This window comes from Barnesiella sp. ET7, assembly GCF_024733785.1.
In the GTDB taxonomy this organism is placed as follows: Bacteria; Bacteroidota; Bacteroidia; order Bacteroidales; family Barnesiellaceae; genus Barnesiella; species Barnesiella merdigallinarum.
This window is the reverse complement of the sequence record NZ_JANRHM010000005.1, coordinates 164,138-178,051: the sequence shown is the minus strand read 5'-3', so window position 1 is coordinate 178,051 and position 13,914 is coordinate 164,138. Positions and strand designations below refer to the sequence as shown.

The following is a 13,914-nucleotide window of genomic DNA, read 5'->3' as shown; positions in this document are numbered from 1 at the left end:
TGTCTTATCCGAAGATACAAGAAAGATGAGAGCAAAAACAAATGAAACCCAGAGTTCCAAATGGAATTGCCCCGACCGAGAACTTGTTTTACAACCGAAAGGTTACCGCTTGTCGAGCTGACCGCGGCGAGCCATATCGATCATCTTCTCGCCCGGTATCAGATAGATTTCGAGCCGCCGGTTCTTGGCCCGCCCCTCCATGGTACGATTCGAAGCGATAGGCGAAAAGGCACCGGCCTCATACGTCACCACAAAGTCGGTATTGCCCCCGTTGCGGGCAAACCAGTCGCGCACGGCCTGTACCCGGGAGCGGGTCAGGTCGAGGCTGTAAGCCTCCGAGCCGGTATCGTCGCTGTGCATGACCAGCATCACATGGTAGTAATCGGGTATGCGCAGGTCGGCCAGGAAGGGACGCAGAAAAATGTCGGCCTTCTCGCTCAGCACCGTATCGTTGGGCAGGAAGAGGTTCGAAGCGGCTATGGTAGCCTTGATTACCTCGTAGTTGCGCACCAGTTTCAGGTCGGTGAGACGGGCCTTCTGCAAGCGGCGCATCTCACGCGACTGGGCGGTGCGTATCTTGCGGGCCTCCTTGTCGAGCTCGGGTATCGAGATATTCTCGTCGAGGGTCAACTGCGTGAGGTCGATATGCTCGGTCGGGGCCACTTCGCCTTTCGACTTGTCCGACGAGAACCACGACGACACCGTGTTGGCCGCCTTCTGAAAGACATTCTGCGAGGCCGCCTCGACGGGGAGCAACGCGGCTACACCCAGCAATATGATAAATCCTGTTTTCCTGTTCATCACTCGCCTCCTCAGAAAACACCCAGCGACTCCTCGTAATCCAACTCACCCCGTACCAGGAACGGCATATCCTCGTCGTCGATTTTCACGCCGTCCTTGTGGGCACACTTGCGGGCAAAGTCGATGATGTCGTCTTCGTCGAGTTCCACCTCGTCGCCGGCATCCTCGTTGAAGAGCCCCTTCTGTTCGTAATAGTCGTACACGACATCGGTAATGTAGACAATATCGTCGTAGCTATACTTCTCTTTCAGTTCCTGGGGCAATACATTCTTTATATACTCTACGGCCTTGTCTTCGTCGTAGGCAAATATATCTTCGTTTTGGCTCATTTTTTCTATGTTTTTGGGGTTATTTGATTGGGTAAAAGTACAAATCATTAACGGCTTTTGCAAATCGACAGAAAAAAAATAAGTTTTTTTGTTGCAGATTCAAAAAGTTTATCTACATTTGCAGTGTACTATTAAACTAATACACCAAAACAGTAAAACAATTTTATCCCGAAATACTATGTTACAGATTGAAAATCTTGAATTTAGTTATCACAAAAAGAAGGCCCCCATCTTCAACGGCATAAGCCTGACGATACAACCGGGTTCGGTTTACGGGCTGCTGGGTAAAAACGGAATCGGTAAATCGACCCTGCTCTATATGATGTGCGGCCTGATGTTTCCCCACAAGGGACGCATCACGCTCGACGGTGTGGAGGTGCGCCACCGCCGCCCCGAAACGCTCGAGAAGATTTTCCTCGTACCCGAGGAGTTCGACCTTCCCCCTATCTCGGTCGATGCCTACGTACGCCGCAACAGCGTCTTCTATCCCCGCTTCGACCGCGAGCAGTTCGACCGGTATCTGGCCGACTTCGAACTGGAGAATGTCAAGAACCTGTCCAAGACCTCGATGGGACAGAAAAAGAAATACCTGGTGAGCTTTGCCCTGGCCACCAACACCCCGCTGCTGCTCATGGACGAGCCTACCAACGGCATGGACATCCCCTCGAAGAGCCAGTTCCGCAAGGTCATCGCTTCGGGCATGAACGAGCAGAAGAGCATCGTCATCTCGACCCACCAGGTGCGCGACCTCGAAAACATGATCGACCGCATCGACATTCTCGAGGGTGGCCGCCTGCTGCTCGACAGCGACACGGCCGACATCACCTCGCACCTGCAATTTATCAAGGGAGCCGGCGAGGCCGACATCGAAGGGGCTCTCTACTCGGTCTCGACCATTGCCGGATACAGCGCCATCCTGCCCAACCCCACGGGCGAGGAGACGCCGCTCGACATCGAGATGCTCTTCAACTACGCCATCGAAAAACCGGCGGAAATCGAACGTATATTTGCCAACCCTGTAAAATAAGACGACCATGAACGAATATGACATAACCCCCAACGCCCAAGAGGCCACCGCCTCGGTAGCCTCACGCCCGACGGCCTCCAACTTCTTCTGTCTGAAACGCTTCGGACGCTACTGCTCCAAGCAGATACACGAGTGGAAACGGGGACTGTTGCTCCAATTCTTTTCGCTGGCAGGCATCTACACCCTCTTGATGTTCCTCTTCCACTCGACCGACGAAGAGGGACTGATTCCCTCCATCGCTTCGACCGGCATACAGATAATTATCTGGCTCGGCTTCTTTGTCTATATCGCCAAGAGTGCTTCGAGCCTGGCCGATCAGATAGGCCGCCGCTCCAAACGGGTGCTCTACCTGGTGGTTCCCGCCTCGACCGCCGAGAAGTATATCGCCCACCTGCTGTGGACCATCGTGCTCTACCCCATTCTCTTCTTCGCAGCCATCCTGGTGGCCCAGTATGTCTCGGAGACAGCCTCGTCGATGATACGCGGCGAAGCCTTCAACCCGGGCACACCGCTGCAAGGCTTGCTCACCTTCTGGAACAACAACATGTACAGCACCTCGTTCTTGGTGAACTACACGATCAATATTATCGTTACCTTCACGCTGGGAGCTACGCTGTGGCAGAAAAACAGTTTTCTCAAGACCATTGCCGCCTGCTTCCTGCTGGGCATCATCGTCATCATCTTCTACACCACCCTGCTGGGTAAGGAAGAGCTGGAGTCGATGTTCACCTACCTGGTCGTAGGCAACTACTTCGACAGCTTCAACAACAACGACTTCGTGTGGATACTCAACGGCATCAGCGCCGTAGAATATCTGCTGTTCGGATACATCGGATACATGCGCATGAAAGAACTCGAAATAAACGAAACCAAACGATAAGTATGCAATTCAAAGAGAACCAAACCATCTACCTGCAAATCGCCGAACGCATCAGCGACGAGATACTGCTGGGCCACTATGCCATTGGGGCTCGCATACCCTCGGTGCGCGAATACGCGGCCCTCGTGGAGGTAAACGCCAACACGGTGATGCGTTCCTATGAATTTTTGCAGACCCAGGGTATCATCTTCAACAAGCGGGGAATCGGCTTCTTCGTCTCGCCCGACGCCAAACACAAAATCACGGAATACCGGCGAAACGAATTCCTCAAGACCGAACTGCCACGCTTCTTCATGCAGCTCTATACCCTGCACATTCCCATGGACGAGATTGACTCCATGTACCGGGAATTTATCGAAAACCTCACGTCAAACCCCTCAAACCAAGCATCATGAAACGTTCGACCATAGTCCTGTTAATTGTTCTGGCCGTGATGATATTCGCCCCCATCATCGCCATCAAAGTCATCAGCAACCTCTCGCCCGAAACGAAATTGAAGAGTCTGAAAGAGTTGCTGGATTATAATGAAAATGCCAACGCCCCCGTGCGGTACCTCGTTATCGACGATACCGACAATGACTCGGTATACTCCTGCATCTGCATCTTCATCTCGACCCGCGACAAGAAAGATTCCCGGAAGGGTATCGTCTTTGCCAACGGCGAAAACTACACGGGCGACACCCTGCACCTCACCGACCAGTGGCTGGAGCAGCCGTCGGCCGACGACTCAAACGACTCGATACCCCAGTCGTGGTTCGGCAAACAGACTCTCGACTACGACCATAATACCCAACTCATCGTCGAGAACCACAACCCCAACGTCACGCTCCATTTCTCGGAGAGCAACTTCGATAAACTCATCGTTCAATCGCAAGGCGACGTGGTCGTGCGGGAATCGAACGTGGGCATGCTCGTCGTGCAGGACAGCATAGGCCACAGTGGGACTGCCTGCCAGCAATGCAATATCGGCACACTATTTGCATACCTTAACGACAAATGTTCGTTGAGCCTCTCGAAAAACAACATAGGCACCGTCTTCCTTCCCAAGGCGCTCAACACCCTGTCGATCGAGGGCAACAACATTGGTGTGACCGGCTCTATCGACCTCATGGAGTTCAACCTGTCGAAGTCGATCGACAACGACAGTATCGACGCCGTGAGTTTCGGCATCGGTATGAAATACACCTCCGACGACAAGGATAAAAAAGAGAAAAAATAAGAACAGACCGATCTATTCATCACACATTTTAATTGACTAAAACAGATGAAACGAGTTTTCAAACTGGGTATTCTGCTGGGAATGCTACTCTCGGCATTCACTATGGCCCACGCCGCTGCGGCCGATTGCAAAATAAGCGGCACCGTGACCGACTCGATCAGTGGCGAGGCCATCCCCTTCGTGACCGTAGGGGTAGAAAACAGCGACGGCAAGGTATTATCCCGCGTGGCCTCCGACGTGAACGGAAGCTTCACCGCCACGGCTGCCGCCGGCAACCGTTATACGCTGGCCATCTCGTCGGTAGGCTATGCGACCAACCGCGTAGAGGTAGCCATCGAACCGGGCGAACGCACCAAGGCCCTGGGCAACCTCACCCTCACCGAAGGGACCGAACTCTCTGAGGTAACCGTCGTGGCCCAACGCCCCCTCATCAAGAGCGACATCGACAAGATAACCTACGACATGGAGGCCGACCCCGAGGCCACGAGCAACAACGCCCTCGACATGCTGCGCAAGGTACCCATGATTACCGTCGATGCCGAGGAGAACATCCGGCTCAACGGACAGAGCAACTACAAGGTGCTGCTCAACGGCAAGAGCTCGGCCATCATGTCGGGCGACAACCTCAAGGAGGTACTCAAGAGCATGCCGGCCAGCTCGATCAAGAATATCGAAGTCATCACCAACCCCTCGTCGAAATACGAGGCCGAGGGCGTGGGCGGTATTATCAACATCGTCACCGTGTCGCGGCGCGACTCCAACGGCATAGTGGGTAGCGTGGGGGCCAACGCCGACAACCGCGGCGGATTCGGCGGCAACATCTACCTCTCCTCGCAAATCGGCAAGTTCGCCTTCTCGGGCCGCTACTCGGGCAGCCGCTACACCAACGGCCACGGAGGCCGCTCGAAAGCCTTCTCCGAGACCTACGGCAGCGACGAGTTCAACCACTCGGCCGGTTACGGCAAGTCGCGATTCGAAGGGCTCGGCCACAACCTCTCGATCGAGGCCAGCTACGAAATCGACACCCTCAACCTCATCAGCTTCTCGGCCTTCGGCTGGCTGGGCAACAACAAGTCCAACTCCAACCTCGACTACACCTACTACAACCGGGCCAACGACATCAGCAGCCAATACCAGTCGCTCTCCCGCTCGAGCAGCGACTACGGTTCGGTGTCGGGTACGCTCGACTACCAGCGCTCGTTTGCCAAGAAAGACCGCACCCTCACGGCTTCGTACCAGTTTGAATACAACCCCAACAACTCGGACTATACCACCGAGAGCAACGGCCTCATCAACTGGAACAGCTACATCGAACGCAGCAAGAACAAGGCTCACGGTACCGAACAGACCGTACAGATCGACTACTTCGACCCCCTCACCGAGATGCACCAGATCGAGGCCGGCGCCAAGTACATCATGCGCTGCAACGTGAGCGACGGCAACCGCACCCAAAGCCTGTGGGACGAGCCTACCGACACCTGGAGCGACGTGCTGCTGCCGGTCAACGACCTCGACTACACGCAGCACATTCTGGGCCTCTATGCCGGCTATGTGTTGAAGATCAAGAAGTGGAGCGGCAAGGTGGGTGCCCGGCTCGAATCGACCTGGAACGACGGCCGCACCACCAACCACAACGCCGAGGGAGGTACACAAGAGACACGCTTCGACAACGACTTCTTCAACGTGGTGCCCTATGTAACCCTCTCGTGGCAACCGCGCGAGATGCAGACCGTCAAGTTCTCCTACACGCAGCGGCTCAGCCGTCCGGGCATCTGGCAACTCAACCCCTTCAAAGACACCTCTACCCCCATGCAGGTGACCTATGGTAACCCCAACCTCGACTCCGAGATTTCGCACACCTTCTCGCTGGGATATACCCTCTTCACCGCCACGGGCATGAGCCTGGCCGCCGAACTGAACGGACGCGTGCAGAACAACGGCATCGAGCAGACCATCTTCATGGACGAGAACGGTATCGCCAACGTCACCTACGACAACATAGGCCGGGTACGCGAGGGCAAGCTGAACGTATTCTTCTCGGGCAACGTGCTGCCCACGCTCAACCTCTACACCAACCTCTCGGGCGGATACGGCGACTACAGCTCGGCCCGGGCCGGTTACTCCAACAAGGGGTGGGACTACAACGGTTTTCTGGGTGCCCGCTGGAATGCCTGGAAAGACGGCGCCATCAGTGCCAACGTGGGTTACTATTCGGGATTCCGCATGCTGGTGGGAACCTCGGCTCCCTTTGCCTTCTGCGGCTTCAGCGTGAGCCAGTCGTTCTTCAACAAGCGGTTGCAGGTGAACCTCTCGGCCAGCGACCCCTTCTCGAAAGAGCGCAAGTTTGTCATGCACATCAAGAACGACGATTACCGCATCGACAGCTACAACTACAACCCCTGCCAGTATGTGCGGCTGGGTATAACCTACTCGTTCGGCCAGATGAAAAACTCGGTGAAGAAGGCCCGCCGCAGTATCAACAACGACGACCTCAAGAGCAGCAGCGGTGCCGGTAGCGGCGCAGCCGGCGGCATGGGAGGCGGCTCGGGCATGTAACGGTTTTTCTCATTCACTCCCTGGATTTAAATAAACGAAAAGGCCCGTATCCCTGCGAAGGGGTGCGGGTCTACTTTTATATGCGCGAGCGGCAACGGGGAAGCGACACGCACGTCGGGTGCCCCGGCCGGGAGCCATCAGACAATCTGTTTGCCGTAACTTCTCAACTTGCGCTTGATGCGGAATATCTGCACCTTCACCGTACCCACCGGCATATTCAGGCGCCGGGCAATCTCGTCGTAATGGTATCCTTGCAGATAGAGGGAGAAGAGTTCGCGGCTCTTGGCCGGCAACAAATTCATAATCTGCTGAATATCGGTAGCCGATATGGCACATTCGGCATTGATTGCCTCCTCCATGTCGTCGGCAGCGTCCAGTTGGAAATCGGCTATCATGGCCTGCTGGCGGGAAGAAAGACGGCGGCAATTCAGGAAGAGATTGAACATGATGGTGCACAGCCAGCTCTTGATATTCCCCGAATCCCGGTACATTTCTTTATTCACCAAGGCTTTCAGAGCGGTCTCCTGCCACAGGTCTTTTGCCTCGTCGTCGTTGTGGGTCAGACTCTTGGCAAAGCCCAACAGAGCACCTTGCAGTTTTACCACATGCTGCTCAAAATCTTCTTGAATCATTATTTGTACTTGAAATTAAATAAAAGAATAGGGTGGTAAAGGTAGGCTATTATTTCCACAGCAAAAAATAAAAAGGCATTTATTTTCAGACAATAAGAAATTATTCCTATTTAGGAGCCTTTTTATACAGCACGACCGCGATTACCGTGTAGAGGATATTGGGTATCCACATGGCCAGCATGGGCGACGTGGCTCCCGTGACGGCAAAGGTCGAGGTGACTGTCGAGAAGAGGATATAGCTGAAACTCAATAACAAGCCTATACCGATGTTGATACCCATGCCCCCCTTCACCTTGCGCGACGAGAGCGACATGCCTATGGCCGTGAGGATAAAGGCGGCCGCCGCCATGGCGAAGCGCCGTTCATACTCGATTTCGAAATTCTTGATGTTGGCAACGCCCCGCTCCTTCTGGCGGACGATGTAGCGGCGCAGCTCAGGAGTTGTCATCATCTCGCTGTCGTTCTGCGAGATAAGGAAGTCGGAGGGCTCGATGGGCACAATCGTATCGAGCGAAGTACCGCGCACCAGTTCCTCACGCATGCCGTTGAAGTTGCGAATCAGGTAATTGTTGACCCGCCAGTGGTAGGCCGAATCGTAGTTGACCGTCTGGGCCGTGAGGCGCGACTTGAGCACCTTGTCGTCGAACTTCTCGAGCGAAAATCGGTAGCCGGTCTTGTTGCTGTTGTCGTAGCGGGCGATATAGGCGATGACACCGGGCTCGACCTGCAACTGGATGTTGCTGGCATAGTCGACCCGTTTGTTCTTCACATAGGTATTCATGTACTCGATGCGGGTCACGTTGGCCGGCGGTATCACATAACAGCTCAAATAGAGGTTCAGCGCCGCAATGATGGCCGCCGAAATCATATAGGGCACAAAGAGCCGCTTGAAACTGATGCCGCTCGAGAGCATGGCGATAATCTCGGAGTTGTCGGCCAGCTTCGAGGTAAAGAAGATGACGGCAATGAAGGTAAAGAGCGGGCTGAAGAGGTTGGCAAAATAGGGCAGAAAGTTGAAGAAATAGTCGAATATCGTAGCCGACAACGGCGCCTTGAGAAACGAATCGAGCTTCTCGTTGATGTCGAACATGATGGTGATAGCCAGAATAAGGGCTATCGCAAAGAAGTACGTTCCCAGAAACTTCTTGATGATATAGATGTCTATTTTCTTCAGTACCTTCATCATGCGACGTTTTACAACCGTGTAGTCACCCGGCGCACCATCTCGTCCTTCCACGGCTTGAATGTGCCGGCCAGAATCTGGCGACGGGCCTCCTGGGTGAGCCATACATAAAATGCCAGGTTATGTATCGAGGCAATCTGCATGGCCAGAATCTCTTCGCTGATGAAGAGGTGGCGCAGATAGGCCTTGCTGTAACAGGTATCGACAAACGAGGTACCCTCGGGGTCGATGGGCGAAAAGTCGTCGGCCCACTTCTTGTTGCGCATGTTCATAATGCCGTTGCGGGTGAAGAGCATGCCGTTGCGGCCGTTGCGCGTGGGCATCACGCAGTCGAACATGTCGACCCCGCGCTCGATACCCTCCAGAATATTGGCCGGCGTGCCCACCCCCATCAGATAGCGGGGCTTGTCTTGGGGCAGAATATCGTTCACCACCTCGATCATCTCGTACATCTTTTCGGTAGGTTCGCCCACGGCCAGACCGCCGATAGCGTTGCCGTCGGCCCCCAGGTCGGCCACATGCTTGGCCGCCTCGGTACGCAGGTCGCGGTAGACGCACCCCTGCACAATGGGGAAGAATGTCTGCCGATAGCCATAGAGCCCCTCGGTCTCACAGAAGTGTTTCCACCCCCGGTCGAGCCAGCGGCGGGTAAGGGCCAGCGACTTCTTGGCGTAGTCATAGTCGGCATCGCCCGGCGTACACTCGTCGAGCGCCATCATGATGTCCGACCCGATGATGCGCTGCGTGTCCACCACATTCTCGGGCGTAAAGAGGTGTTTCGACCCATCGATGTGCGAGCGGAAGTGAGCCCCCTCTTCGGTGAGCTTGCGGCGGTCCGAGAGCGAGAATACCTGAAAGCCCCCGCTGTCGGTAAGAATCGGGCGCTCCCACCCGTTGAACTTGTGCAGTCCGCCGGCCTTGTGCAAGATGTCGAGGCCCGGCCGCAAGTACAGGTGGTAGGTATTGCCCAGGATAATCTGGGCCTTGATGTCGTCGCGCAACTCGCGCTGATGCACGGCCTTGACCGACGCCACCGTGCCCACGGGCATGAAGATAGGCGTCAGTATCGTACCGTGGTCGGTCGTGATGACGCCCGCCCGCGCGCTGCTACGCTCATCGGTATGTATCAGCTCAAAATCCATCGTCTGTCGTTCAAGTTTGAAAATAAGGGGAGACACCGCACTGCCCCGACCCGCACCTCGGTGCAGCCGCCGGAAGCCCCGGGCTCAGATTTTTCCAGGGCAAAGATAGTGCAAGCCGCGGGTAAAATCAAATTTATTTGTGTTTTGCCAGAAGCATCAAGCATTTATATAGATGTGGAAGAGATCAGGGGCTCTGCTGTTTCGGGGTCATGGCCCGACTTTTTCTAAATATTTTTATAATATTATTAACGGTTAATTTTCGGGAGAATCGCCAAAAGGTTACCAAATTGCGGGTATCTTTGCAAATGGTATGGTGAAACCACGAACGACAAGAGATATGCGACTATGGTTGTGCGGCCTGTTTCTGACGGCCGTCGGTACCGTGTGCGCACAATCCACCCCGCCCCCCATGCGACCGGGCAACGGCTCGGAGCTGGAAATCAAAGGGGGCGAACAGTCGTGGCCCCGCACCGAGCAGATGCCTACCTCTACCCCCAACGACCACTTTATCCAACGTCGGCTGGACGACCATCTCGAGAAGGCTTCGATTCAGATGATGAGACCCTCGACCCTCTTCCCCGAAAACCCCTCGGAGTTCATGCTCAACGTCATCCTGCTGCACGCCGTGAAGGACAGCATCGCCAGTCTGCACGACGAAACGATTGCCCGCATGGTCGACCATTTTCTGGTGCGCAACCTGCTGCGTCCCCTCTCGGACGACCGGCCCGGCCCGGTCAACAACTTCACAATGGGGGCACCCAACACCATGCCATTCGGTGCAAGTATAGCTTATGTGGGGATTATCGACCCCGTGGAGCTCTATCGCGAATGGAAACGCAAGAAGCGGGCCCTGCGCACCAAGATGGTGCTGATGACCCTCTTCGGCGACGACAACCGGCTGCTCACCAAACAGGAGACCGACTCTATCAAACAGAACCTCGAGAAGAAACGGAATGCCCCGGTGAGCCGCATCGCCAACCCGGTGCTCATCTCTACCCTGCTGGCCAACGATACCATCGTGGCCCCGTCGAAACCGAAATTTACGGCTCCGCTCTGGGGCAAGGAGCGCCCCCAATTCAAACTCGAATTGCCCGCCACGACCAACGATTCGAGCGCCCGGCGGCCGGAGCTTCCCGCCATCGCAACCGATACCCTCGCCCTGCCCGACTCGACGTCTACCGACCGCCCCGATTCCCTTTCAGTCCAACCTCGGAAATAACTCCGCCTTTACCCGTTTCCACCCCATAATCACCCGCCTGCCGCCGAACTTTCGAGGGCCGTGCGTGTTGTACGTGTGAAGTGACGACATTTTGTCAGAAACAGAACATGCTACAAATGACCCCGTTACCCTACGCCCCCACGGACGGACGGATAAACGAGGACATTTTGTCATATTAACCGACTGATTTTCAGACAATATTTCATCCTTTTGGGTTTGGCACTCCTTTTGACTATACAAGGGCGTAAACACAATCAAGAAATCAGAAAGGAGAACATCATATGAACTTTGACAATTTTACAATCAAATCGCAAGAGGCCGTGCAAAAGGCCGTGCAGATTGCCCGCGACCACAACGAGCAGTCGATCGAGCCGGTGCATCTGCTGAAAGGAATCTTGCAGGTGGGCGAAAGCGTCACTTCATACCTCTTTCAGAAGTTGGATGTCAACACCGGTTTGTTGAACAGTCAGCTCGACCGAGAGATCGAATCGTTGCCAAAGGTAAGCGGGGGCGAACCCTACTTGAGCCGCGAGGCTAACGACGCTCTTCAAAAAGCCATCGACTACTCTCAGAAACTGGGCGACCAGTTTGTGGCTCTGGAAGCCATGCTGATGGGTCTGTTCCTGACCAAAAGTTCGGCTTCGTCGTTCCTGAAGGATGCCGGCGTTACCGAGAAGGAGTTGGGAGCTGCTATCGATGAGCTGCGGAAAGGGAAGAAAGTAACCGAGGCTTCGGCCGAGGATACCTATAATGCACTGAGCAAATATGCCATCAACTTGACCGAGCGTGCCCGCAGCGGCAAACTCGACCCGGTTATCGGGCGTGACGACGAGATACGTCGGGTGCTGCAGATCTTGAGCCGGCGTACCAAAAACAACCCTATCCTGATAGGTGAACCGGGTACCGGTAAAACGGCTATCGCCGAAGGGTTGGCTCACCGTATCGTACGTGGCGATGTGCCCGAGAACCTGAAGAGCAAACAGATCTTCTCGCTCGACATGGGTGCCCTTATCGCCGGCGCCAAATACAAAGGTGAGTTTGAGGAACGACTCAAATCGGTAGTCAACGAGGTAATCCAGAGCGAGGGCGAAATCATCCTCTTCATCGATGAGATTCACACCCTGGTAGGTGCCGGCAAGAGCGACGGTGCCATGGATGCCGCCAACATCTTGAAACCTGCCTTGGCCCGTGGCGAACTGAGGGCCATCGGTGCCACTACCCTCGACGAGTATCAGAAATACTTCGAGAAGGATAAGGCTCTGGAGCGTCGGTTCCAGATCGTTATGGTCGACGAGCCCGACGAGATGAGCAGTATATCGATTCTGCGTGGTTTGAAGGAACGGTATGAAAACCACCACAAGGTGCGGATTAAAGATGATGCCATCATCGCTGCCGTACAGTTGTCGGAGCGGTACATCACCGACCGGTTCTTGCCCGATAAGGCCATCGACCTGATGGATGAGGCTGCCGCCAAACTGCGTATCGAGGTCGACTCGGTGCCCGAGGCCCTCGATGAAATCACGCGGCGTATCAAACAGCTCGAAATCGAGCGCGAGGCCATCAAGCGTGAAAACGATACCGAGAAGCTGCAACAGCTGGCCAAGGAGATTGCCGACCTGAAAGAGGAGGAGACCAAGTTCCGCGCCAAATGGCAATCGGAGAAAGAGCTTGTCAACCGCATACAGCAGAACAAGATCGACATCGAGAACCTGCGTTTCGAAGCCGATAAGGCCGAACGCGAAGGCGACTACGGCAAGGTAGCCGAAATACGGTATGCCAAAATCAAAGCCAAAGAGGACGACATACACGCTACCCAGCAACGCTTGCACGAGTTGCAGGGCGACAAGGCCATGATCAAGGAGGAGGTCGATGCCGAAGATATTGCCGACGTCGTATCGCGGTGGACCGGTATCCCCGTGAACAAGATGATGCAGAGCGAAAAAGACAAACTGCTCCACCTCGAAGAGGAGTTGCACAAACGGGTAGTGGGTCAGGACGAAGCCATCACCGCCATTGCCGACGCCGTGCGTCGGAGCCGTGCCGGCCTGAACGATCCCCGCAAACCTATCGGTTCGTTCATCTTCCTGGGCACGACGGGTGTAGGTAAAACCGAGCTGGCCAAGGCCTTGGCCGAGTATCTGTTCGACGACGAGAACATGATGACGCGTATCGATATGAGCGAATATCAAGAGAAGTTCAGCGCTACGCGACTCATCGGTTCGCCTCCCGGATACGTGGGCTACGAAGAGGGCGGTCAGTTGACCGAGGCTATCCGCCGGAAACCCTATTCGGTAGTGCTGTTCGATGAAATCGAGAAGGCTCACCCCGACATCTTCAACATCCTGTTGCAGGTACTCGACGATGGCCGTCTGACCGATAACAAGGGGCGGTTGGTCAACTTCAAGAACACGATTATCATCATGACCTCCAACATGGGTTCGTCGCTGATTCGTGAGAACTTCGAGAAGATGACCGATGCCAACCGGGCCGATGTAATCGAAAAGACCAAGGAGCAGGTTCTGGAGATGTTGAAACAGACCATACGTCCCGAGTTCCTCAACCGTATCGACGAGACCATCATGTTCACGCCGCTTACGAAGAACGAAATCGAACAGATTGTATCGCTGCAAATCGACAACATCAAGAAGATGCTCGAGAAGAACGGTGTTACGCTCGAAATCACGCCCAAGGCCTTGAGCCTCATCGCTACCGAGGGCTACGACCCCGAGTTCGGTGCACGTCCTGTAAAACGGGTTATCCACCGGCTCATCCTCAACCAGCTGTCGAAAGACCTGCTGGCCCAGAAAGTGGATCGGTCGAAACCTATTGTGGTCGATGCCGAAAACGATCAAATCGTATTCCGCAACTGATGCGGGTGTGAAATAAACCATACGGAGCCGTGCTGCCTGAGGCGACACGGCTCCTT

The 13,914-nt window shown here is 54.9% G+C and carries 12 protein-coding genes; 7 read left to right on the top strand and 5 right to left on the bottom strand.

Annotated elements, in window-relative coordinates; all coding sequences use genetic code 11:
* Positions 1 to 102: 102 nt before the first annotated feature.
* The gene (locus NW211_RS04875) at positions 103 to 801 is read right to left on the bottom strand and encodes an OmpA family protein (protein WP_087408397.1); all 699 of its coding nucleotides are present in this window, start codon (positions 799 to 801) and stop codon (positions 103 to 105) included.
* 11 nt (positions 802 to 812) lie between these two features.
* Positions 813 to 1,130 (bottom strand): hypothetical protein, encoded by a 318-nt coding sequence (locus NW211_RS04870; RefSeq protein WP_258327109.1) that lies wholly within the window; start codon positions 1,128 to 1,130, stop codon positions 813 to 815.
* Positions 1,131 to 1,308: 178 nt separating this feature from the next.
* Here NW211_RS04870 and NW211_RS04865 point away from each other — a divergent pair, with 178 nt between their 5' ends.
* The 5 genes from NW211_RS04865 to NW211_RS04845 are packed head-to-tail and all read left to right on the top strand — an operon-like array spanning position 1,309 to position 6,812.
* Positions 1,309 to 2,157 carry an ATP-binding cassette domain-containing protein gene (locus NW211_RS04865; protein WP_258327108.1) on the top strand — a complete coding sequence of 283 codons (849 nt, stop codon included), beginning with the start codon at positions 1,309 to 1,311 and terminating at the stop codon, positions 2,155 to 2,157.
* Positions 2,158 to 2,164: 7 nt separating this feature from the next.
* Positions 2,165 to 3,037: a hypothetical protein gene (locus NW211_RS04860; RefSeq protein WP_258327107.1), complete on the top strand. Its 873-nt coding sequence runs from the start codon at positions 2,165 to 2,167 to the stop codon at positions 3,035 to 3,037.
* Between the two features lie 2 nt (positions 3,038 to 3,039).
* The gene (locus tag NW211_RS04855; RefSeq protein WP_087408393.1) at positions 3,040 to 3,432 is read left to right on the top strand and encodes a GntR family transcriptional regulator; all 393 of its coding nucleotides are present in this window, start codon (positions 3,040 to 3,042) and stop codon (positions 3,430 to 3,432) included.
* A complete protein-coding gene (locus NW211_RS04850) occupies positions 3,429 to 4,256 on the top strand; it encodes a hypothetical protein (RefSeq protein ID WP_258327106.1) in 828 nt (275 codons plus the stop codon). Before NW211_RS04855 ends, NW211_RS04850 begins: the two co-directional genes overlap by 4 nt.
* Positions 4,257 to 4,301: 45 nt before the next feature.
* A complete protein-coding gene (locus tag NW211_RS04845) occupies positions 4,302 to 6,812 on the top strand; it encodes a TonB-dependent receptor domain-containing protein (RefSeq protein ID WP_258327105.1) in 2,511 nt (836 codons plus the stop codon).
* 137 nt (positions 6,813 to 6,949) lie between these two features.
* Here NW211_RS04845 and NW211_RS04840 read toward each other — a convergent pair whose 3' ends face one another.
* The 3 genes from NW211_RS04840 to tgt form a co-directional block, all read right to left on the bottom strand.
* Complete coding sequence (locus tag NW211_RS04840; protein WP_258327104.1) at positions 6,950 to 7,444, bottom strand: RNA polymerase sigma factor; 495 nt, start codon at positions 7,442 to 7,444, stop codon at positions 6,950 to 6,952.
* Positions 7,445 to 7,550: 106 nt separating this feature from the next.
* A complete protein-coding gene (locus tag NW211_RS04835) occupies positions 7,551 to 8,627 on the bottom strand; it encodes an LptF/LptG family permease (protein ID WP_375379574.1) in 1,077 nt (358 codons plus the stop codon).
* A gap of 11 nt (positions 8,628 to 8,638) precedes the next feature.
* Positions 8,639 to 9,769, bottom strand: a complete 1,131-nt coding sequence (gene tgt, locus NW211_RS04830) for a tRNA guanosine(34) transglycosylase Tgt (protein WP_087408388.1) — start codon at positions 9,767 to 9,769, stop codon at positions 8,639 to 8,641.
* Between the two features lie 337 nt (positions 9,770 to 10,106).
* Here tgt and NW211_RS04825 point away from each other — a divergent pair, with 337 nt between their 5' ends.
* On the top strand, positions 10,107 to 10,988 hold the full coding sequence (locus tag NW211_RS04825) for a hypothetical protein (RefSeq protein WP_143240922.1): 882 nt from the start codon (positions 10,107 to 10,109) through the stop codon (positions 10,986 to 10,988).
* A 281-nt stretch (positions 10,989 to 11,269) separates the two neighbouring features.
* Positions 11,270 to 13,858 (top strand): ATP-dependent chaperone ClpB, encoded by a 2,589-nt coding sequence (gene clpB / locus NW211_RS04820; protein WP_258327102.1) that lies wholly within the window; start codon positions 11,270 to 11,272, stop codon positions 13,856 to 13,858.
* Positions 13,859 to 13,914 lie beyond the last annotated feature (56 nt).